Source organism: Vogesella perlucida (genome assembly GCF_979366545.1).
Genome location: NZ_CEETRO010000007.1, coordinates 48,858 through 67,415, shown reverse-complemented (window position 1 = coordinate 67,415; position 18,558 = coordinate 48,858). Strand labels below are relative to the sequence as shown.

Annotated in this window: 16 protein-coding genes and 1 tRNA gene; 11 read left to right on the top strand and 6 right to left on the bottom strand. The window is 62.4% G+C overall.

What is annotated here, in order from left to right:
- Window positions 1-126 precede the first annotated feature (126 nt).
- Together ACZ9XP_RS11565 and ACZ9XP_RS11560 are read left to right on the top strand one after the other, a co-directional pair.
- On the top strand, window positions 127-801 hold the full coding sequence (locus tag ACZ9XP_RS11565) for a pseudouridine synthase (RefSeq protein ID WP_147686002.1): 675 nt from the start codon (window positions 127-129) through the stop codon (window positions 799-801).
- A gap of 198 nt (window positions 802-999) precedes the next feature.
- Window positions 1,000-1,161 carry an isocitrate dehydrogenase kinase/phosphatase-domain containing protein gene (locus tag ACZ9XP_RS11560; protein ID WP_147686064.1) on the top strand — a complete coding sequence of 54 codons (162 nt, stop codon included), beginning with the start codon at window positions 1,000-1,002 and terminating at the stop codon, window positions 1,159-1,161.
- Between the two features lie 244 nt (window positions 1,162-1,405).
- Here ACZ9XP_RS11560 and ACZ9XP_RS11555 read toward each other — a convergent pair whose 3' ends face one another.
- The 3 genes from ACZ9XP_RS11555 to ACZ9XP_RS11545 all read right to left on the bottom strand — a co-directional run bounded on the left by ACZ9XP_RS11555 (window position 1,406) and on the right by ACZ9XP_RS11545 (window position 6,395).
- The gene (locus tag ACZ9XP_RS11555; RefSeq protein WP_147686000.1) at window positions 1,406-1,834 is read right to left on the bottom strand and encodes a hypothetical protein; all 429 of its coding nucleotides are present in this window, start codon (window positions 1,832-1,834) and stop codon (window positions 1,406-1,408) included.
- Between the two features lie 70 nt (window positions 1,835-1,904).
- Window positions 1,905-4,448, bottom strand: a complete 2,544-nt coding sequence (mutS, locus tag ACZ9XP_RS11550; protein WP_465188494.1) for a DNA mismatch repair protein MutS — start codon at window positions 4,446-4,448, stop codon at window positions 1,905-1,907.
- A 93-nt stretch (window positions 4,449-4,541) separates the two neighbouring features.
- Entirely contained in the window at window positions 4,542-6,395 is a 1,854-nt protein-coding gene (locus tag ACZ9XP_RS11545; protein ID WP_465188493.1) for a sensor domain-containing diguanylate cyclase, read from the bottom strand.
- Window positions 6,396-6,572: 177 nt separating this feature from the next.
- Between ACZ9XP_RS11545 and ACZ9XP_RS11540 the strand changes: the two genes are divergently transcribed.
- From ACZ9XP_RS11540 to arsB, 9 genes are all read left to right on the top strand, one after another.
- Window positions 6,573-7,142 (top strand): GbsR/MarR family transcriptional regulator, encoded by a 570-nt coding sequence (locus tag ACZ9XP_RS11540; protein ID WP_147696107.1) that lies wholly within the window; start codon window positions 6,573-6,575, stop codon window positions 7,140-7,142.
- A 2-nt stretch (window positions 7,143-7,144) separates the two neighbouring features.
- Window positions 7,145-8,473 (top strand): cytochrome ubiquinol oxidase subunit I, encoded by a 1,329-nt coding sequence (locus ACZ9XP_RS11535; RefSeq protein WP_465188492.1) that lies wholly within the window; start codon window positions 7,145-7,147, stop codon window positions 8,471-8,473.
- Window positions 8,470-9,480, top strand: coding sequence for a cytochrome d ubiquinol oxidase subunit II (locus ACZ9XP_RS11530; protein WP_147685992.1), 1,011 nt, complete (start codon window positions 8,470-8,472; stop codon window positions 9,478-9,480). The genes ACZ9XP_RS11535 and ACZ9XP_RS11530 overlap by 4 nt, the downstream gene beginning before the upstream one ends.
- 215 nt (window positions 9,481-9,695) lie before the next feature.
- Window positions 9,696-9,824, top strand: coding sequence for a DUF3149 domain-containing protein (locus ACZ9XP_RS11525; RefSeq protein ID WP_081600691.1), 129 nt, complete (start codon window positions 9,696-9,698; stop codon window positions 9,822-9,824).
- A 250-nt stretch (window positions 9,825-10,074) separates the two neighbouring features.
- Entirely contained in the window at window positions 10,075-10,572 is a 498-nt protein-coding gene (locus ACZ9XP_RS11520; RefSeq protein WP_147685990.1) for a cyclin-dependent kinase inhibitor 3 family protein, read from the top strand.
- Between the two features lie 22 nt (window positions 10,573-10,594).
- A complete protein-coding gene (locus tag ACZ9XP_RS11515; protein WP_147685988.1) occupies window positions 10,595-11,605 on the top strand; it encodes an ArsJ-associated glyceraldehyde-3-phosphate dehydrogenase in 1,011 nt (336 codons plus the stop codon).
- Window positions 11,606-11,608: 3 nt separating this feature from the next.
- The gene (gene arsJ, locus ACZ9XP_RS11510) at window positions 11,609-12,844 is read left to right on the top strand and encodes an organoarsenical effux MFS transporter ArsJ (protein ID WP_465188491.1); all 1,236 of its coding nucleotides are present in this window, start codon (window positions 11,609-11,611) and stop codon (window positions 12,842-12,844) included.
- Window positions 12,841-13,737, top strand: a complete 897-nt coding sequence (locus ACZ9XP_RS11505) for an arsenate reductase/protein-tyrosine-phosphatase family protein (protein WP_465188490.1) — start codon at window positions 12,841-12,843, stop codon at window positions 13,735-13,737. Before arsJ ends, ACZ9XP_RS11505 begins: the two co-directional genes overlap by 4 nt.
- Complete coding sequence (gene arsB, locus ACZ9XP_RS11500) at window positions 13,734-14,798, top strand: ACR3 family arsenite efflux transporter (RefSeq protein WP_147685982.1); 1,065 nt, start codon at window positions 13,734-13,736, stop codon at window positions 14,796-14,798. The genes ACZ9XP_RS11505 and arsB overlap by 4 nt, the downstream gene beginning before the upstream one ends.
- A gap of 70 nt (window positions 14,799-14,868) precedes the next feature.
- Here arsB and ACZ9XP_RS11495 read toward each other — a convergent pair whose 3' ends face one another.
- The 3 genes from ACZ9XP_RS11495 to rpoD all read right to left on the bottom strand — a co-directional run bounded on the left by ACZ9XP_RS11495 (window position 14,869) and on the right by rpoD (window position 18,533).
- Window positions 14,869-15,936, bottom strand: coding sequence for a PLP-dependent cysteine synthase family protein (locus tag ACZ9XP_RS11495; RefSeq protein WP_147685980.1), 1,068 nt, complete (start codon window positions 15,934-15,936; stop codon window positions 14,869-14,871).
- A gap of 558 nt (window positions 15,937-16,494) precedes the next feature.
- A tRNA-Ile gene (locus ACZ9XP_RS11490) sits at window positions 16,495-16,573 on the bottom strand.
- Between the two features lie 31 nt (window positions 16,574-16,604).
- Window positions 16,605-18,533: an RNA polymerase sigma factor RpoD gene (gene rpoD / locus ACZ9XP_RS11485; protein ID WP_465188489.1), complete on the bottom strand. Its 1,929-nt coding sequence runs from the start codon at window positions 18,531-18,533 to the stop codon at window positions 16,605-16,607.
- Window positions 18,534-18,558 lie beyond the last annotated feature (25 nt).

Genomic DNA, 18,558 nt, shown 5'->3' with positions numbered 1-18,558 from the left:
ACACTGTCATCTGCCAGACGCTGCGGCCAACCTTTGTCTGCATGCCGGTATACGTTGGCTGCCATGGCTGCCTGGCGCCGTGCTTGTTATCATCCGCCGCATATCTTGTTTACGCTTGGCTGCCCCATGCCCCAACTCATTCTGTTCAATAAGCCTTATGGCGTGATTTGCCAGTTCTCCCAGCACGAGCTGCACCCCACGCTGAAAGACCATATCGCCCTGCCCGGGGTGTACCCGGCTGGCCGGCTGGATACCGATAGCGAAGGCCTGCTATTGCTTACCGGTGATGGCGAGCTGCAGCACCGCATTAGCGACCCGCGCTGGAAGCAGCCCAAAACCTATTGGGTACAAGTAGAAGGCCGCGTGACCGAAGCCCAGCTGCAAGCGCTGCGCGACGGTGTAGACCTGGGTGACTTCGTGACCCAGCCGGCCCAGGTGCGCCAGCTGCCGGAAACGCCAGCACTGTGGGAACGCAAACCGCCGGTGCGTTTTCGCAAGACGGTGCCGGATGCCTGGCTGGAAATCATCATTAGCGAAGGTAAAAACCGCCAGGTCCGCCGCATGACGGCCAAGGTTGGTCTGCCTACATTGCGCCTGGTACGGGTAGCGGTCGGGCCGTGGCAGCTGGATGGGCTGCAACCTGGCGAGATGCGCACCCTGACCGTGTCGCTGGCTGACCTGCCGCGCACCGCGCACGCCAAACCTGCGGCCAAAGCACCCGCGCGGCAAGGCCCGCGGGAGCCGGCTGCCGCGCCCGCACCAGCACGCGCGGCGCCGCGTTTTCGCTTTGCCAAAAAGTGAGCCAGCCAGGCGCACCGCAGCGGGTCGGCAGGCTGGCCTTCATCGCGCTATAACGGTAACCACTTGATGCGCTGCGTCCAGCGAGTATGGCGTGCATGAGCTTGCGCGCTGGCTTGCTGCTGCACTTCACCACGGTTGGTGTGTTGTCCTGCCGTGGCAGAAACGTTATCGGCAAGCGCTTGCAACGTCCCGATTGGCATGTTGTTCAGAAACTTTGGGGTGGTGTGCCCAGGCCGACGGATCTTTCATGGTTATGACGAAATTGAATACATGACTGATTGCCAATGCGCTTGCATCTGCATGACAGCGCATTGGCTCAGGTGGTGGCAGGGGGCCAGGTTGCCGGATGGCTGGTGTTGAGGCTGCCTTGGCTTGCTGGCAACAGGCAGCTGCTACCGTGCCCCATCATGCTGTGTGGCTGGATCGTGTCCTGCTAGCCCGGCCCTGCTATCGCTGCTTCGAATCTCTTCGGCTTATCTTATCGAAAAATCCTGATGCGCCAGCAGTGCCGCGAAGGCTGGACAAAGAGGTTGCACCATAAAACAAGCCCCTTCCACAGGGTGGAAGGGGCGGCGTGTCTAGCGCTGGCACGGCTGCGGGTGGTTTATCCGTCGCAGCGATGGCTATCAAAGTAGGCCACAGGCCCGGCACTGGTGAGCCCGATATGGAAGCAGCTGTCTTCCGGGAATATTTCGCCGGCGTTTTCTGCCGCCCGTACCAGTTCGAACAGTACTTCTACTTCCTTGAAATACTTGGCGACGCGATCGTTGCCTTCCAGCCAGCCCAGAATCGCGTCCCGCTGCGGGTGCTCGTTTTCCAGTGTCAGCGCGCAATGGTTACAGCTGACGAAACTGATGGCAGGCGGGATGGCGATACCGAGTGGCGCCAGTTCACTACGCACCAGGCCGGCAAATTGCGACAGTTCCTTACTGGCACGCTCACGGATACCGGATAGTGGCAGTGCCTCGCCACCATTAGCCGAACCAAAAAGACGGGCCAGGGCAGACGAGACGGCAGTACCTTCTGCATACATAGTGCTTATATCTCCTTGTCGTAGATAGTATTAAATCCATTGTAGGAAATATTGTGCAGATTACCTGAATTTATTTTGACATTTTTTTCAGGGTATACAGCAGTTCCAGTGCCTGGCGTGGTGTCAGGTCGTCTACGTCGGTATCGGCCAGCAGCTCCACTGCCGGGTGCGGCTCCGGTTCGTGCTGAATCACCACCGGCGTGCTGAACAGGTCGGGCTGGGCGCGGGCGGCGGATTCGTTTTCCAGCTCGGTCAGGTAGCGGCGCGCTTCGCGGATCACCTTGGGTGGTACGCCCGCCAGCTGTGCCACGGCCAGGCCGTAGCTCTGGCTGGCCGGGCCGTCTTCCACGTGGTGCAGGAACACGATGCGGTCTTTGTGCTCCACCGCCGACAGGTGCACGTTGGCCACGCTGTTGTACTCGCCAGCCAGGCTGGTGAGCTCGAAGTAGTGGGTGGCAAACAGCGTGTAGGCGCGGCTTTTTTCGATCAGCGCCCGCGCAATGGCCCACGCCAGGGCCAGGCCGTCGAACGTAGACGTGCCGCGGCCAACTTCGTCCATCAGCACCAGCGATTTATCGGTGGCGTTGTTCAGGATGTTGGCCGTTTCGGTCATTTCCACCATGAAAGTGGAGCGGCCGCCGGCCAGGTCGTCGCTGGCACCGATGCGGGTGAAGATGCGGTCGATCTGGCCCAGCACGGCGCGCTCGGCCGGCACAAAGCTGCCGATATGTGCCAGCAGGGTAATCAGCGCATTTTGCCGCATATAGGTGGATTTACCGCCCATGTTCGGGCCGGTAATCAGCAGCAGCTTGCGTTCTGCGGCCAACCTGGTGTCGTTGGCAATAAAGCGTTCCACCTCGGCCTCTACCACCGGGTGGCGGCCGCCGATGATCTCTAGCCGCGTCTCGTTGACGAACAACGGCTGCACGTAGTGATTGCTTTGCGCGCGCTCGGCAAAGGCCGCCAGCACGTCCAGGCCGGCTACGGCCTGCGCCATCAGCTTGAGCTCGCTGATATGGGGGGCCAGCTGGTCCAGTACCGCCTCGTACAGCTGTTTTTCCAGCGCCAGCGATTTGTCCTGCGCCGACAGCGCTTTGTCTTCGAAGGTTTTCAGCTCGGGCGTAATGTAGCGCTCGGCGTTTTTCAGCGTCTGGCGGCGGCGGTAGTCGTCCGGCACTTTGTCCGATTGCGCTTTCGATACCTCGATGTAGAAACCGTGCACACGGTTGAATTCCACTTTCAGTGTGCTGATGCCAGTGCGCTCTTTTTCGCGTAGCTCTAGCGCCAGCAGGAAGTCGCCGCAGTCGGTCTGGATGGCGCGCAGCTCGTCCAGGTCGGCGTGGTAGCCGTGGTTGATCACGCCGCCGTCGCGCAGGAAGGTGGCCGGTTCGGGCAGAATCGCGGTGGCCAGCAGGCTTTCTACCGGCGATTCGGCCGGTAGCAGTTGCACCAGCTCGGCCAGTAGTGGCGCATCCAGCGTGGCGGCAATGGCCTTGACGCCAGCCAGCGCACGCAGCGAATCGCGCAGCGCGGCCAGGTCGCGCGGGCGGGCGGTGCGCAGCGCTACACGGGCGGTAATGCGCTCGATGTCGGCCACTTCGCGCAGCTGCGCGTGGATGTCCTGATGGGCGGCCAACAGCGCGCGCACCGCCTGCTGGCGGCGCAGCAGCTTGTCGTGGCGGCGGATAGGGTGGTGCAGCCAGTGCCGCAGCATGCGGCTGCCCATGCTGGTGGCGCAGGTGTCCAGTAGCGAGGCCAGCGTGGGCGAGGCTTCGCCACGGATGGTTTCGGTCAGCTCCAGGTTGCGGCGCGTAGCGGCGTCCATGCGGATCAGCTCGCCCGGTTCTTCTACCGCCAGCTGGGCGATGTGGGCCGGGTTCACGCCCTGGGTGGATTTCACGTATTCCAGCAGCGCACCGGCAGCGCCTACGGCCACCGGCAGCGTGTCGGCGCCAAAGCCGGCCAGGTCGCGGGTACCAAAGTGGCGGGTGAGCGCCAAGGTGGACGATTCGGTATCGAACTGCCACGGCGGCAGTTTCTTTTTCGGGGTGCCAATGCTGTCAAACACCGCCAGGCCGGTGTCGTCTGCCAGCAGCAGCTCGGCCGGTTTCAGGCGCTCCAGCTCGCTGTGCAGCTCTTCCACGCCGGTTTGCATGACTTTGAATTCGCCGCTGGCCAGCGACAGCCAGGCCAGACCCAGCGTGCCTTTGTGCATATTGACGGCCAGCACCAGGTTGTCGCGCTTGTCGTCCAGCAGTGCGGCGTCGGTGAGCGTGCCGGGGGTGACGATGCGTACCACTTTGCGTTCTACCGGGCCTTTGCTGGTGGCCGGGTCGCCGATTTGCTCGGCAATGGCGACCGACTCGCCCATCTTCACCAGCCGTGCCAGGTAGCCTTCGGCGGCGTGGTAAGGAATGCCGGCCATTTTGATAGGTTGGCCGCCGCTGGCGCCACGTGCTGTCAGGGTGATATCCAGCAGGCGGGCGGCTTTTTCGGCATCGTCGTAGAACAGCTCGTAGAAGTCACCCATGCGGTAAAACAGCAGCTTGTCGGCGTGGTCTCGTTTCAGAGCCAGATATTGCTGCATCATGGGTGTGTGCTGAGGCGTGGTCATCGATAGTTCCGTGCTGAAAAAGGTTGGCCGCAATAGACAACGCCCCGTCTGGCGGGGCGCGGCAAGCTATTTTACGGGATGCGCGTCAGCGCGTCACGGCGGCAGCATCACCATGCGGTTGCGGCCCTGGTGCTTGGCCTGGTACAGCGCCATGTCGGCGCGGGCCAGCAGGCTGCGGCTGTCGTCGCCAGGCTGGTACAGGCTCAGACCGAGCGAGGCGGTGAGATGGATGGTGTGCCCGGCAAAGTGCAAGGGTTGCCCGGCAATAGTGGCCAGCAGCTGTTGGCCGCAACGGGCGGCGGCTTGCGCCGTGCTGCCGGGTAACAGCACGCAGAACTCTTCGCCCCCCAGGCGGCCGGCACAGCTCTCCGGGCCCAGCTGTTGGCGCATCTGGCTGGCAATATGGGCCAGGGTCGCATCGCCGCAGGCGTGGCCGTAGTGGTCGTTGACCTGTTTGAAGTGATCCAGGTCCAGCATCAGCAGGGCCAGGGTGGTGTGGGCCGGGCTGGCCAGCAGCGTTTCCAGCTGGGCCAGTAGAGTGGGGCGGTTGTACAGGCCGGTGAGCGAGTCGATGGTGGCTTGTTCGCGCAGCAGACGTTCCTGCTGCTTGCGCAGGCTGATATCGCGGGCAGAGCCCCAGATCACCGGCTGGCCGTCCAGTACCAGGCGACGCACGCTGACTTCTACATCGATGATCTGGCCATCTTTGGTGCGGTTCTGGCTGTCGAAGGTTTCCGGGGTGTCGCCGGTATGGGCCAGCTGCTGGCGCAGCTCGGCCTCGCTGCGGTGCGACACCATGTCCCACAGGTGCAGCTGACGGATCTCGGCCTGGCTATAGCCCAGCAGCTTGCACAGCGAATCACTGGCTTCCAGCACGCGGCCATCCATGTCGATGATGGACAGCGCATCTGCTGCGTTCTGCAAGATAGCCTGGTACCACTGCGTGCGGCTATCCAGCGCCTGGCGGTTAGCGTCGTTTTCCATCAGCACCGCCAGCAGGCGGGCGGTGTCTTCAATCACGGTAATGGCTTCCAGCGTGGGCGCGCTGGGGGCATGGTGATACACGGCAAAGGTACCGTGCACTTTGCCTTTGCTGTCGATAATGGGTTCGGACCAGCAGCTACCCAGCGCAAACTGCCGTGCTACCTCGCGATAGGGGGCCCAGTTCGGATGCTGCTGCAGGTCTTCTGCCACCAACCGTTTGCGGTGCCACGCCGCGGCCCCACAGCTGCCCACCATGGGGCCGATGGCCAGGCCATCTATTAGCGCGGTATAGGCGGGGGGCAGCGAGGGGCCTACTAACGGGCGTAGCCGTTGCGTGGCGTCCACTTGCAAGATGGTACACAGCCAGCCGGGCAGGGCTTGCTCGATATGCTCCACCATGTCGCCCAGCAGGGCCGGCAAGGGTTGGCCTTGTATGTACTGGCGCAGAAAGTGCGAGTGCAGCGCGTCCCAGCTGGCCCGCGCGCTGCTGATGCGCTCGTGCTCCAGCCTTTGCAGCTCGGCCGCGGCACGGGTAACGAAGGGGGCAATATCCTGCAGCAGGGTGTCCGGCAAGGCATGTGCCCGCTCGTCAAACAGCGCCAGATGCCCCAGACAGTGCCCATGCTTGTCCACCAGCGGCCAGCCGGCATAGCTTTGCCAGGCGGTGTCTTGCTCGGCTGAAAAGTCCTGGTTGACCCCGCGATGGCACATGGTGGCCTGTTGCTGGTGGATCACTTGCTCACACGGGGTGCCCGCCAGTGGGTAGCGCCCAGGGTGCTGGCTACGGTTGGCTACCATCACCTCCACATGCCGCAGCGGCAACGGCAGCGGCCGGCTGATAAAAACCAGCTGGGCACCGCTGTGTTGAGCCAAGCTGTTAACCAGCTGCTGCAGGTAGTCTTTACCCAGTGCGGCGGCGGTGTCTTCTAGCAGGGCATGGCGTATCGAGGGCGGGGTGGGCATAAGGACGGTGATGAGTGTCGATACATATCAGTATCGTCCAACTGCAAGCGTTTGATAAAGCATCATTGTTTGTGTGGTGTCTATCTTGGCAGGTGCGCATTGACAAGGCCTATTTTCTAAAACTATGATCCATATCAAACTTTCAGAAAATACTGAAAATTCAAAAAGGCCACACACATGAACCTGCCACCCCTGATTCAATCCTTTGTGCTCCATTTTGGCGAAATGGGCAGCCACTGGGGCATCAACCGTACCGTCGGGCAGATTTACGCCCTGCTCTATGTTTCCGACCGCCCGCTGAACGCCGACGATATCGTGGAAGCCATTGGCTGTTCGCGCTCCAATACCAGCATGGCGCTGAAAGAACTGCAGGCCTGGCGACTGGTCAAACTGCAACACCTGCCGGGCGACCGCCGCGAGTACTTCAGCACGCCGGAAGACGTGTGGGCCATCTTCAAGACCCTGGCGGAAGAGCGCCAGAAGCGAGAAGTCGAGCCCACGCTGACCATGCTGCGCGGCGCCATCATGGAAACGCCAGCCGGCGAGGCCGAGCGCCACGCGCAGGCGCGCATGAACGAGATGTACCAGCTGATCGAGCTGGTGACCAAGTGGTTTGCCGACATCCGCGACATGGATGTGGAAACACTGGAAAAACTGATGAAGCTGGGTAGTCAGGTAGGCAAGGTGCTGCAGTTTACCCAGAGCCTGGGCCGGCTGGCCGGCCGTGACAGTGGCAAGGAGGATTAGCCATGGACAGCCTGGACCCGGTCATACTGGCGCGCATCCAGTTTGCGGCCAACATTACTTTTCATATCCTGTTCCCCACCATCAGCATTGCCATGGGCTGGGTGCTGCTGTACTTCAAGGCGCGCTTTAACCGTAGTGGCGACGAAGCGTGGATGGACGCCTATGGCTTCTGGGTAAAGATCTTCGCGCTGACCTTTGCGCTGGGCGTGGTGTCCGGCATTACCATGAGCTTTCAGTTTGGTACCAACTGGCCGGGCTTCATGCAGCACGTGGGTAATGTAGCGGGGCCACTGCTGGCTTACGAAGTACTGACCGCGTTTTTCCTGGAAGCCACCTTCCTGGGCATCATGCTATTCGGCCGCTCAAAAGTATCCAACCGCGTACACACGCTGGCGACCTTTCTGGTGGCGTTCGGTACCACCGTGTCGGCGTTCTGGATCATCGTGCTGAACTCATGGATGCAGACCCCGGCCGGGGTAGAGGTCATCGCCGGCAAGGTGCACGTGCAAAGCTGGCTGGCGGTGATCTTCAACCCGTCCATGCCCTACCGCCTTAGCCATATGCTGCTGGCGTCCGGTCTGACCGTGGCGTTTCTGGTAGCGGGTGTCTCGGCCTACCGCTGGCTGCGCGGCGACCGCGCCGCTGCCGTGGCGCACACCCTGAAAACCGGCGTAGGGCTGGCCGCGCTGCTGATTCCGCTGCAGGTACTGGTGGGCGACATGCACGGCCTGAATACCTTCCACCACCAGCCGGCCAAGCTGGCCGCCATAGAAGGCGTGTGGCACACCGAGCGCGGCGCGCCGCTGCTGCTGTTTGCCCTGCCGGATGAAACCACGCAAAGCAACCGCTTCGAGGTGGGTATTCCAAAGCTGGCCAGCCTCATCATCACCCACGACCTGAATGGCGAGATTCGCGGCCTGAACGAGTTCCCCAACGCGCACCCGCCGGTCGCCAAGGTGTTCTGGAGCTTCCGCGTGATGGTGGGGGTGGGCATGCTGATGCTGGCGGTAAGCTGGCTGGCGTGGTGGCAGCTGCGCCGTGGCGCACTGTCGCCATGGCTGCTGCGTGGCCTGGTGGCCATGACCTTCTCGGGCTGGGTGGCCACGGTGGCTGGCTGGTACGTGACCGAAATCGGCCGCCAGCCGTGGCTGGTGACCGGCATCCTGCGCACCGCCGATGCAGCCTCCAGCGTAGGTAGCGGCATGATTTTGTCTACCCTGCTGATGTACCTGTTGCTGTACGCCGTGCTGCTGGCCAGCTATGTGTCGGTGGTGTTTTATCTGGCGCGCAAGGCAGCGCCTGCGGCCAACCCTGAAGGAGTACAGCCATGAATGCCGAACTGTGGTTGCCGGTGATCTTTGCCGGGCTGATGGCGCTGTCCATGCTGATTTATGTGGTGCTGGACGGCTACGACCTGGGCGTGGGCGTGCTGCTGCCGCTGGGTAACGACGAAGAGCGCGACGCCATGATCGCCAGTATCGGCCCGTTCTGGGACGCCAACGAAACCTGGCTGGTGCTGGGCGTGGGCCTGCTGCTGGTGGCGTTCCCCATGGCGCACGGCATTATCCTGGGCGAGCTGTACCTGCCGGTGGCCATCATGTTGCTGGGGCTGATTCTGCGCGGCGTGGCGTTTGATTTCCGCGTGAAAGCGCAGGCGCACCACCAGCCGGCGTGGAACCTGGCGTTTGCTGCCGGCTCGCTGCTGGCTGCGCTCAGCCAGGGGGTGATGCTGGGGCGCTACCTGACCGGCTTTGCGCCGGGGGCGGGAGCCTGGGGCTTTGCCCTGCTGACCGGCCTGGGGCTGACCGCCGCCTACGTACTGCTGGGCGCTGGCTGGCTGATCATGAAAAGTAGCGGCCCCTTGCAGCAGCGCGCTACACGCTGGGCGCAGTACGCGCTGGCCGGTACTGCGCTGGCGGTATTGCTGGTGTCGGTGGCCACACCGCTAACCAGCAGCCGCATTGCCGCCAAGTGGTTTGTGCTGCCGGACTTCTTGCTGCTGTTGCCGCTGCCGCTGATTAGCCTGGCGCTGTTCGGCCTGCTGGCCGCCAGCCTGCCCAGGTTGGCCGCACGCCAGCGCGCGGGGCAAGACAGCCTGTGTTGGCTGCCGTTTGCGTGCACCGTGGGTATTGTGCTGCTGGCGTTCTGGGGCCTGGCGTACAGCGTGTTCCCGGAAATCGTCATCGGCCAGCTGGATATCTGGCAGGCCGCCAGCGACCCCGAAGCACTGTGGGTGATTCTGGCCGGCGCAGCCGTGGTGCTGCCCACCATTATTGCCTACACGGTGTTTGCCTACCGCGTGTTCTGGGGTAAAGCAGGCAAGCTCAGTTACAGCTAGAAAATATTGCGCCAAATCAAAAGAGCAGGGTTTATTCCTGCTCTTTTTTTATTTTTATCATGGACTTAAATCGCATGGTGTCTGCCGGGCGCACAAATACGATACGTTACATTTTGATAGAGCGATTCGCTTGACTTGGGTCAAAGCCCCTAGGAAGGGCAGGGGTAAGATGGCTGCATCCAGATCGAATACCGGGCTGCCGGGGGAGCAATATCATGGAACTGTGGAAACAACTTCTCTCTGACGACGTAGGTTTGCTGAGCATTATCACCATCACGGTGACGACCATCATCGTGTCGACCTGTATCGCCATCTTTATCAAAAAGACGCACGACGACAAATAAGCTTTAAATGCATGCCGCGGCATGTGTGTGTGATTTCCTCTTGATGTGTGTGTGTTTGGGGGTACGGTGGTGGGCCGTACCCCTTTTTTTATGGTTTTTGCCATCGTCTGCTCTGCTTGCCGGCATCGTATCCCGCCTGTGTGTTCCCTTTCTGCGCCACTTTCCCGCTCTCTTCATTTTTCTGTCACATGGCTGGCCTAGACTTCATTTCAATTATTCTTGTAATATTGATTTTTGCCGGAGCCCAGACATGACTCACCCCTTCGACACACTTGCCATCCCCGCTGTGGATGGCCGATTACTGCTGACACCGTGCCCCGGTACCCAGGCCGCCAGCCTGGCCCAGGCGCTATCCACCCTGCAGCAGGCCGGTGCCAGCGGCGTCATTAGCCTGATGCCGGCTGCCGAGCTGCAGCAAAACGGCGCCGATGGCCTGGGCGATGCGTGCGGCCAACTTGGCCTGGCCTGGTTTCACCTGCCGGTAGCGGACGACCGCGCACCGCTGGCCGATTTCGATAGCGCCTGGCAAGCCGCCGCGCCCGACCTGCTGGCGCGGCTGCGTGCTGGCCAGTGTCTGGCCATTCATTGCAAGGGCGGGTCTGGCCGTACCGGCCTGATTGCCGCCCGCATCCTGATTGCGCTGGGCGTGCCGCGCAGCGATGCCATCGCGCAGGTGCAGGCGTTGCGGCCCAAGGCGATCCAGCACCCGGTGCACCAGGCGTGGATCGGCCAGTACGACGCCGTTTAACTTTTTAGCGAGACACCCCACCATGACTATCAAGATCGGTATCAACGGTTTTGGCCGCATCGGCCGCCTGGCACTGCGTGCCGCCTGGGCCTGGCCCGAGTTCGAGTTTGTCCACATCAACGACCCGGCCGGCGATGCAGACACCCACGCCCATCTGCTGAATTTTGATTCGGTGCACGGTCGCTGGGGTCACGAGGCCAGCGCGGTAGACGGCGCCATCGTCATCGACGGCAAGCGCATTACCGTGAGCCACAACAAAGCCATTGCCGATACCGATTGGCGCGGCTGTGATGTGGTGATCGAAGCCAGCGGCAAGATGAAAACCGTGGCCGTATTGCAGGCGTATCTGGCGCAGGGCGTAAAGCGCGTGGTGGTGAGTGCGCCGGTGAAAGAGCCGGGCGCGCTGAACGTGGTGATGGGCGTGAACCAGCAGCTGTTCGACCCCGCCGTGCACCGCATCGTTACCGCCGCCTCCTGCACTACCAACTGTCTGGCGCCGGTGGTGAAGGTGATTCACGAAACCTTTGGCATTCGCCACGGCAGCATCACCACCATTCACGACCTGACCAATACGCAGAGCATTCTGGACCAGCCGCACAAAGACCTGCGCCGCGCCCGCGCCAGCGGCATGAGCCTGATCCCCACCACCACCGGCTCGGCCACTGCCATTGCCGAGATCTTCCCCGAGCTGCGCGGCCGCCTGAACGGCCACGCCGTGCGCGTGCCGCTGGCCAACGCCTCGCTTACCGACTGCGTGTTCGAAGTAGAACGCGCCACCACGGCCGAGGAAGTGAACGCCGCGCTGCAGCATGCGGCCAACCATGCTCTGCAGGGCATTCTGGGCTACGAGGCGCGCCCGCTGGTGTCCATCGATTACCGCACCGACCCGCGCTCGTCCATTATCGACGCGCTGTCCACCATGGTGATCAACGGCACGCAGGTGAAGCTGTACGCCTGGTACGACAACGAATGGGGCTACGCCAACCGCACCGTAGAGCTGGCGCGGCTGGTGGGCCTGGCCGACCAGGGCTAAGCCATGCCAGCCCTGTCCACGCTAACGCCGGCCATCCGCCAGTACCTGCTGGTAACGGCCAACTATTGGGCGTTCACCTTGACCGACGGCGCGCTGCGCATGCTGGTGGTGCTGCACTTTCACCAGCTGGGCTACGCACCGTTGCAGATTGCCGCGCTGTTCCTGTTCTACGAGGTATGCGGCGTGGTGACCAACCTGGTGGGCGGCTACCTGGGCGCGCGGCTGGGCCTGAACCGCACCATGAACCTGGGCCTGGCGCTGCAGGTGCTGGCGCTGCTGATGTTGGCCGCACCGGCCGCCATGCTGACCGTGCCGTACGTGATGGCCAGCCAGGCGCTGTCCGGCATTGCCAAAGACCTGAACAAAATGTCGGCCAAAAGCAGCATCAAGCTGCTGGTGCCCGATGGCGAGCAGGGCAAGTTGTACCGCTGGGTGGCGCTGCTGACCGGCTCCAAAAACGCGCTGAAAGGTGTGGGCTTCTTTCTGGGCGGCGCACTGCTGGCCACGCTGGGCTTTGGCGGTGCGGTGCTGGGCATGGCCGCGGTATTGGCGGTGATCTGGCTGTTCAGCCTGTGGCAGCTGCGGCAAGACCTGGGCAAGGCCAAAGCCAAGCCGAAGTTTCGTGAGCTGCTGTCGAAAAGCCCGGCCATCAACGGGTTGTCGGCGGCGCGGCTTTTTCTGTTTGGCGCACGCGACGTATGGTTTGTGGTGGCGCTGCCGGTGTACCTCAGCACCGTGTTTGGCTGGGATTTCTGGCAGGTAGGCGGCTTTCTGGCCGCGTGGGTCATTGGCTACGGCGTGGTGCAAACGCTGGCGCCAGCCATTACCGGCAAAAAGCAGGGCAGGGTGCCGGATGGCCGCAGCGCCTTTGTGTGGGCGGCCATGCTGGCCGGCCTGCCTGCCGTCATGGCCTTAGGGTTGGCCGCAGGCTGGCCCGCTGGCTGGGTGGTACTGGGCGGGCTGGCGCTGTTTGGCGTGCTGTTTGCGGTGAACTCGTCGCTGCATAGCTACCTCATCGTTAGCTACGCCAAGGCCGACGGCGTGTCGCTGGATGTGGGCTTTTACTATATGTCCAACGCCATGGGCCGCCTCGTCGGTACCGTGCTGTCCGGCTGGGTATACCAGCAGTACGGCCTGGCCGCCTGCCTGTGGATATCTACCGTGTTTATTACCGTGGCTGCGCTGGTGTCGCTGGCCCTGCCGCAGCATGCGGCCAACACTGCCCGAGAAAACGCATGAGCCTGCCCAAAGAAAGCGCCGTGAAACTGTTTGAAGCGCTGGCCTCCGGCGTGCGGCTGGACATCTACCGCCTGCTGGTACGCCAAGGCCACGAAGGCATGGTGGCCGGCCAGATTGCGGCCAACCTGGACCTGCCGGCCAATAATGTGTCCTTTCACCTGAAAGGCATGAGCCACGCCGGGCTGGTAACGGTGGCGCAGGAAGGCCGCTTTCAGCGTTACCGCGCCAACCTGGCGCTGATGCAGCAGCTGCTGGCCTACCTGACCGACGAATGCTGCGCCGGCCAGCCGCAGCAGTGCCCCGAGCTGGCGCTGCCGTGCTGCCCGCCGCCGGTTTCCCCGCTTGCTATGCCTACCCTGGAGCCTGACATCATGTCCGACCGTGTCTACAACGTGCTGTTCATCTGCAGTGGCAACAGTGCCCGCAGCATCATGGCCGAAGCCATCCTCAACCAGCTGGGCGAAGGCCGCTTCCGTGCCTTTAGCGCGGGCAGCCACCCGCGCGGCTTTGTGCACCCGCACACGCTGGCCACGCTGCAACAGCATCAGCACGACCCGGCCAGCGCGCGCTGCAAGAGCTGGGACGAGTTTGCCGGCCCCGATGCCCCGGCCATGGATTTTGTGTTTACCGTGTGCGATGCCGCCGCCGGTGAAGCCTGCCCGGCCTGGCCCGGCCAGCCGATGACCGCGCACTGGGGCTTTGCCGACCCGGCCGCGGTAAGCGGCGACGAGGCCACGCAGCACAAAGCCTTTGTGCGCACCTACCGCGATATCACCACCCGCCTGCGCCTGTTCCTCAGCCTGCCCCTGCACAAGTTGGACCGTCTGGCGCTGCAGCATGCAGTGCACGATATCGGCCGGCCAGACACGCTGAGCAGCGAGGCGCTGGCATGAGCAGTGCGTGCGACGCTCGGCCGCCGTCTGCGGCCAACGGTATGAGCCTGTTCGAGCGCTACCTTAGCGCCTGGGTAGCGGCCTGCATCGTGGTGGGCATCGGCCTGGGCCAGCTGTGGCCGCAGGGCTTTGCCGCGCTGGCCGCCATGGAAATCGCCCGCGTCAACCTGCCGGTGGGCGTGCTGGTGTGGGTGATGATCATCCCCATGCTGCTGAAAATCGACTTTGGCGCGCTGCACCAGGTGCGCCAGCACGTGCGCGGCATCGGCGTGACCCTGTTTGTGAACTGGCTGGTGAAGCCGTTTTCCATGGCCCTGCTGGGCTGGCTGTTCGTGCGGCAGCTGTTTGCCCCGTGGCTGCCGGCCGACCAGCTGGACAGCTACATCGCCGGGCTGATCCTGCTGGCGGCTGCCCCCTGCACCGCCATGGTGTTTGTGTGGAGCCGGCTTACTGGGGGCGACCCGTACTTTACGCTGTCGCAAGTGGCGCTGAACGACCTGATCATGGTGTTTGCCTTTGCCCCGCTGGTGGCGCTGCTGCTGGGCGTGTCCAGCATCGCCGTGCCGTGGGCTACGCTGCTGACCTCGGTGCTGTTGTACATCGTGCTGCCGGTACTGCTGGCACAGGCGCTGCGCAAGTGGCTGCTGGCACGCGGCCCCGCCGCGTTCGAGCGCGCCATGGCTGCTATCCAGCCGTGGTCCATGGCGGCGCTGCTGCTCACGCTGGTGCTGTTGTTTGCCTTTCAGGGCCAGGCCATCCTGGCGCAGCCGCTGGTGATCGTGCTGCTGGCGGTGCCCATTTTGATTCAGGTGCTGTTGAACGCCGGTCTGGCCTACTGGCTGAACCGGCGCCTGGGCGAGCAGCACAGCGTAGCCTGCCCGTCGGCACTGATTGGCGCGTCCAATTTCTTCGAGCTGGCGGTGGCCGCCGCCATCAGCCTGTTCGGCCTGCACTCCGGCGCCGCGCTGGCCACGGTGGTGGGGGTGCTGATCGAGGTGCCGGTGATGCTGCTGGTGGTGCGCGTGGTCAATGGCAGCCGCGGCTGGTACCAACAGGGCTAAGGTTGGCCGCACTGTGCAGCAAAAAGCCGATGGCGAGGGCCATCGGCTTTTTGCTGCACAGTGCGGGCGTTTACTGCGGCGGCTGCCACACGCCATCGTAAAAGAAGCGGCGGTAGCTGTGCAGCCACGGCTGGATATCGTGGCCGCCGGCGGCCAGCCAGTCTGCGTTGTAATAGCTGTTCAGATAGCGGCTGCCGTCGTCGCAGATCATGGTGACGATGCTGCCTGGCTCGCCACGCTGCAGCATGTCGGCCATCAGCAGGCACACGCCGTAAAAGTTGGTGCCGGTAGAGCCACCGCACTTGCGGCCCAGCACTTCTTCCAGAAAGTGGATGGCGGCGTAGCTGGCTACATTGGGCACGCGAATCATGTGGTCGATCACCGTGGGGATGAACGACGGCTCCACCCGCGGGCGGCCGATGCCTTCCACACCGGAGCCGCCCTCGCAGCTACAGTGCGCGTCGCCGCTAACGTAGCTGGCGTAAAAGGCCGAGTTTTCCGGGTCCACCACGCACACGCGGGTTTGCTTTTGCTGGTAGCGCACGTAGCGGCCAAAGGTGGCGCTGGTGCCGCCGGTGCCGGCGCCGCACACAATCCAGCGCGGCTCCGGCTGCGGCTCCAGCGCCATCTGGCGGAAGATGGTATCGGCAATATTGTTGTTGCCGCGCCAGTCGGTGGCGCGCTCGGCGTAGGTGAACTGGTCCATATAGTGGCCGTTCAGCTCGCGCGCCAGGCGCTGCGATTCGTCGTAGATAGTGGCCGGGTCGTCCACCAGGTGGCAGCGGCCGCCGTAAAACTCGATGGCGCGAATCTTCTCGCAAGACGTGCTGGCCGGCATCACCGCAATAAACGGCAAGCCCAGCAGGCGGGCAAAGTAAGCTTCCGACACCGCTGTGCTGCCGCTGGACGCCTCGATCACCGGCGTGCCTTCCTTGATCCAGCCATTGCTCAGCGCGTACAAAAACAGCGAACGCGCCAGCCGGTGCTTCAGGCTGCCGGTAGGGTGGGTGGACTCGTCCTTGAAATACAGCTGGATACCGGGTGCCGCCGGTAGCACCAGCGGAATCAGGTGGGTGTCGCTGCTACGGTTGAAATCGGCCTCGATCTTGCGAATGGCCTGCATCAGCCAGCTTGTCATGGTGTCTCCTCGCCGGCCCGGGTTGGCCGCAAACGTCTTATTGGATACAAACCATTGTAGCGGGCCGGAACTGTGGCCATCAGTGGCAGCAGTGGCACAAAACGGGGATACAGTTGGGGGCTTGGGCTTGGGCTTGGGCTTTGGCTTTGGCTTTGGCTTGGGGTTGGCTTGGGTAGCGGTATGGTGGGTAAAGCGCAGCGTGTCCACCAGTCTGGTGTGGGTAAGTAGTGGGCACAGGGTGTGGGCGTCAGGGCGTAGCTTGGGTTGAGCGCAGCGAAGCCCAACGTTTACCGAGCGTTTGGCTACAAGTTTCAAAAGCGCGGTAAACGTTGGGCTTCATTTCATTCAGCCCAAGCTACCGTACTGCAGATTGCTGCCGGTCGCTGTCGGTGACTAGGCGATTACCCGCAGGCTGATTGGTACGAATAATGGACCATGGTGTGATGTGGTTTCTGCTAGCGGATTTGTGTTTACCCAGCAGCGCCGCAAGCCACCTGCGGCCAACCTTGAACGCAAAGAAAAAGGACCCGCAGCGTGTGCTGCAGGTCCTTGCTTTCTTGGTGGGCCCCCCGGGAGTCGAACCCGGCACCAACGGATTATGAGTCCGCTGCTCTAACCAGGCATGAGCTAGAGGCCCTAGAGGGGGTCAATTATAGCAAATAATTTGCTTATTGGTTACCCGGTTCGTTGTCCAGGAAGCTGCGCAGGCGCTCGGAGCGGGTAGGGTGGCGCAGCTTGCGCAGGGCCTTGGCTTCGATCTGGCGGATACGCTCGCGCGTTACGTCAAACTGTTTGCCTACCTCTTCCAGCGTGTGGTCGGTGTTCATGTCGATACCGAAACGCATGCGCAGTACCTTGGCTTCGCGCGGGGTGAGCGAGTCCAGTACTTCTTTGGTGGCGTCGCGCAGGCTGGCGTACATGGCGGCTTCGGCCGGGGCTACGGTCACCGAGTCTTCGATGAAGTCGCCCAGGTGGCTGTCGTCGTCGTCGCCGATCGGGGTTTCCATCGAGATGGGCTCTTTGGAAATCTTCATGATCTTGCGGATCTTGTCTTCCGGCATCTCCATTTTTTCGGCTAGCTCGGCCGGGTCCGGCTCGCGGCCGGTTTCCTGCAGGATCTGGCGGCTGATGCGATTCATCTTGTTGATGGTTTCGATCATGTGTACCGGAATACGGATGGTACGTGCCTGGTCTGCAATGGAGCGGGTAATGGCCTGACGAATCCACCACGTAGCGTAGGTGGAGAACTTGTAGCCACGGCGGTATTCGAACTTGTCCACCGCCTTCATCAGGCCGATGTTGCCTTCCTGGATCAGGTCGAGGAACTGCAGGCCGCGGTTGGTGTATTTCTTGGCGATGGAGATCACCAGGCGCAGGTTGGCCTCGATCATTTCGCGCTTGGCCAGGCGGGCTTTGGATTCGCCCGACGACATCTGGCGGTTGATTTCTTTCAGATCGTTGATGCTCAGCATGGACTTCTGCTGCATATCGGCGATCTTGGTTTGCTTCTCGATAATGGCGTATTTGAAGCGGCCCAGTACGTCGGACCAGTCTTTGCCACTGGCGATTTCTTTTTCAACCCATTCCAGCTTGCATTCGTTGCCGGGGAAGTTTTTCACGAAGTACTGGCGGTCCATGCGTACGCGGGTCACGCAGATGTCCAGGATTTCGCGTTCCAGCTTGCGGATGCCGTTGACGCTGCTGCGCAGGCTTTCGCACAGGCTTTCGATCTGGCGGGTGGAGAAGCGCACGCCCATGAACAGCTCGGTGATGGCCGCCTGGGCTTCGTTGTACTGTTTGCTGGCGAAACCGTGTTTTTCCAGGGCTTTGAGCAGGGCGGCGTATTGCTCGCGTACCTGGGCAAAGTGGGCCAGGGCTTCTTGTTTCAGCTCTTCGAGGTTGGCTTCGCTCACGGCAGCTTCGTCGACGGCTTCGTCTTCTTCGTCTTCTTCTGCTTCGTCGTCGGCCAACTCGGCGTCTACTTCTACCGGCTCGGCAAATTCTACTGCGACCGCGGTGTCGGCTTCGGGGTCGATCATGCCATCGATGACTTCATCGATGCGCAGCTCGCCGGCTTCGACACGGCTGATCAGCGCCAGGACCTCTGCCACGGAACCCGGGCAGGCGGACAGCGCCTGAATCATGAACTTCAGGCCTTCTTCGATACGCTTGGCGATCACGATTTCGCCTTCGCGGGTCAGCAGCTCTACCGAGCCCATTTCGCGCATGTACATGCGCACAGGGTCGGTGGTGCGGCCGAACTCGGAGTCGACCGAGGACAGGGCGGCTTCGGCTTCTTCTACTGCGTCTTCGTCTGCCACGGCCGGGGTGGCGTCGGACATCAGCAGGGTTTCTGCATCGGGCGCTTCGTCGTAAACCTGGATGCCCAGGCCACCAATCATGGTGACGATGTTTTCGATCTGTTCGGCATCGGAGACGTCTTCGGGCAGGTGGTCGTTGATCTCTGCATACGTGAGATAGCCACGTTCCTTGCCCAGAGCAATCAGCTGGCGCAAGCGTTTACGCTGCTCTTCCAGGCTCATTGGCTCGGTTGCCGGTTCGTTGTTCTGTTTCTTGGTGTCGGGAGATGCCGCCATTTGGTTTCCTGCTCGAAAAAGCCGA

What these genes read in the sequence shown, in the direction of transcription:
- ACZ9XP_RS11525 (WP_081600691.1), top strand. Translation starts at nt 9,696, where the DNA reads ATGGAACTGTGGAAACAACTTCTCTCTGACGACGTAGGTTTGCTGAGC.
- arsJ (WP_465188491.1), top strand. Translation starts at nt 11,609, where the DNA reads ATGCCAGCCCTGTCCACGCTAACGCCGGCCATCCGCCAGTACCTGCTG.
- ACZ9XP_RS11520 (WP_147685990.1), top strand. Translation starts at nt 10,075, where the DNA reads ATGACTCACCCCTTCGACACACTTGCCATCCCCGCTGTGGATGGCCGA.
- ACZ9XP_RS11545 (WP_465188493.1), bottom strand. Translation starts at nt 6,395, where the DNA reads ATGCCCACCCCGCCCTCGATACGCCATGCCCTGCTAGAAGACACCGCC.
- ACZ9XP_RS11565 (WP_147686002.1), top strand. Translation starts at nt 127, where the DNA reads ATGCCCCAACTCATTCTGTTCAATAAGCCTTATGGCGTGATTTGCCAG.
- arsB (WP_147685982.1), top strand. Translation starts at nt 13,734, where the DNA reads ATGAGCAGTGCGTGCGACGCTCGGCCGCCGTCTGCGGCCAACGGTATG.
- mutS (WP_465188494.1), bottom strand. Translation starts at nt 4,448, where the DNA reads ATGACCACGCCTCAGCACACACCCATGATGCAGCAATATCTGGCTCTG.
- ACZ9XP_RS11560 (WP_147686064.1), top strand. Translation starts at nt 1,000, where the DNA reads ATGTTGTTCAGAAACTTTGGGGTGGTGTGCCCAGGCCGACGGATCTTT.
- ACZ9XP_RS11495 (WP_147685980.1), bottom strand. Translation starts at nt 15,936, where the DNA reads ATGACAAGCTGGCTGATGCAGGCCATTCGCAAGATCGAGGCCGATTTC.
- ACZ9XP_RS11515 (WP_147685988.1), top strand. Translation starts at nt 10,595, where the DNA reads ATGACTATCAAGATCGGTATCAACGGTTTTGGCCGCATCGGCCGCCTG.
- ACZ9XP_RS11555 (WP_147686000.1), bottom strand. Translation starts at nt 1,834, where the DNA reads ATGTATGCAGAAGGTACTGCCGTCTCGTCTGCCCTGGCCCGTCTTTTT.
- ACZ9XP_RS11540 (WP_147696107.1), top strand. Translation starts at nt 6,573, where the DNA reads ATGAACCTGCCACCCCTGATTCAATCCTTTGTGCTCCATTTTGGCGAA.
- ACZ9XP_RS11535 (WP_465188492.1), top strand. Translation starts at nt 7,145, where the DNA reads ATGGACAGCCTGGACCCGGTCATACTGGCGCGCATCCAGTTTGCGGCC.
- ACZ9XP_RS11505 (WP_465188490.1), top strand. Translation starts at nt 12,841, where the DNA reads ATGAGCCTGCCCAAAGAAAGCGCCGTGAAACTGTTTGAAGCGCTGGCC.
- rpoD (WP_465188489.1), bottom strand. Translation starts at nt 18,533, where the DNA reads ATGGCGGCATCTCCCGACACCAAGAAACAGAACAACGAACCGGCAACC.
- ACZ9XP_RS11530 (WP_147685992.1), top strand. Translation starts at nt 8,470, where the DNA reads ATGAATGCCGAACTGTGGTTGCCGGTGATCTTTGCCGGGCTGATGGCG.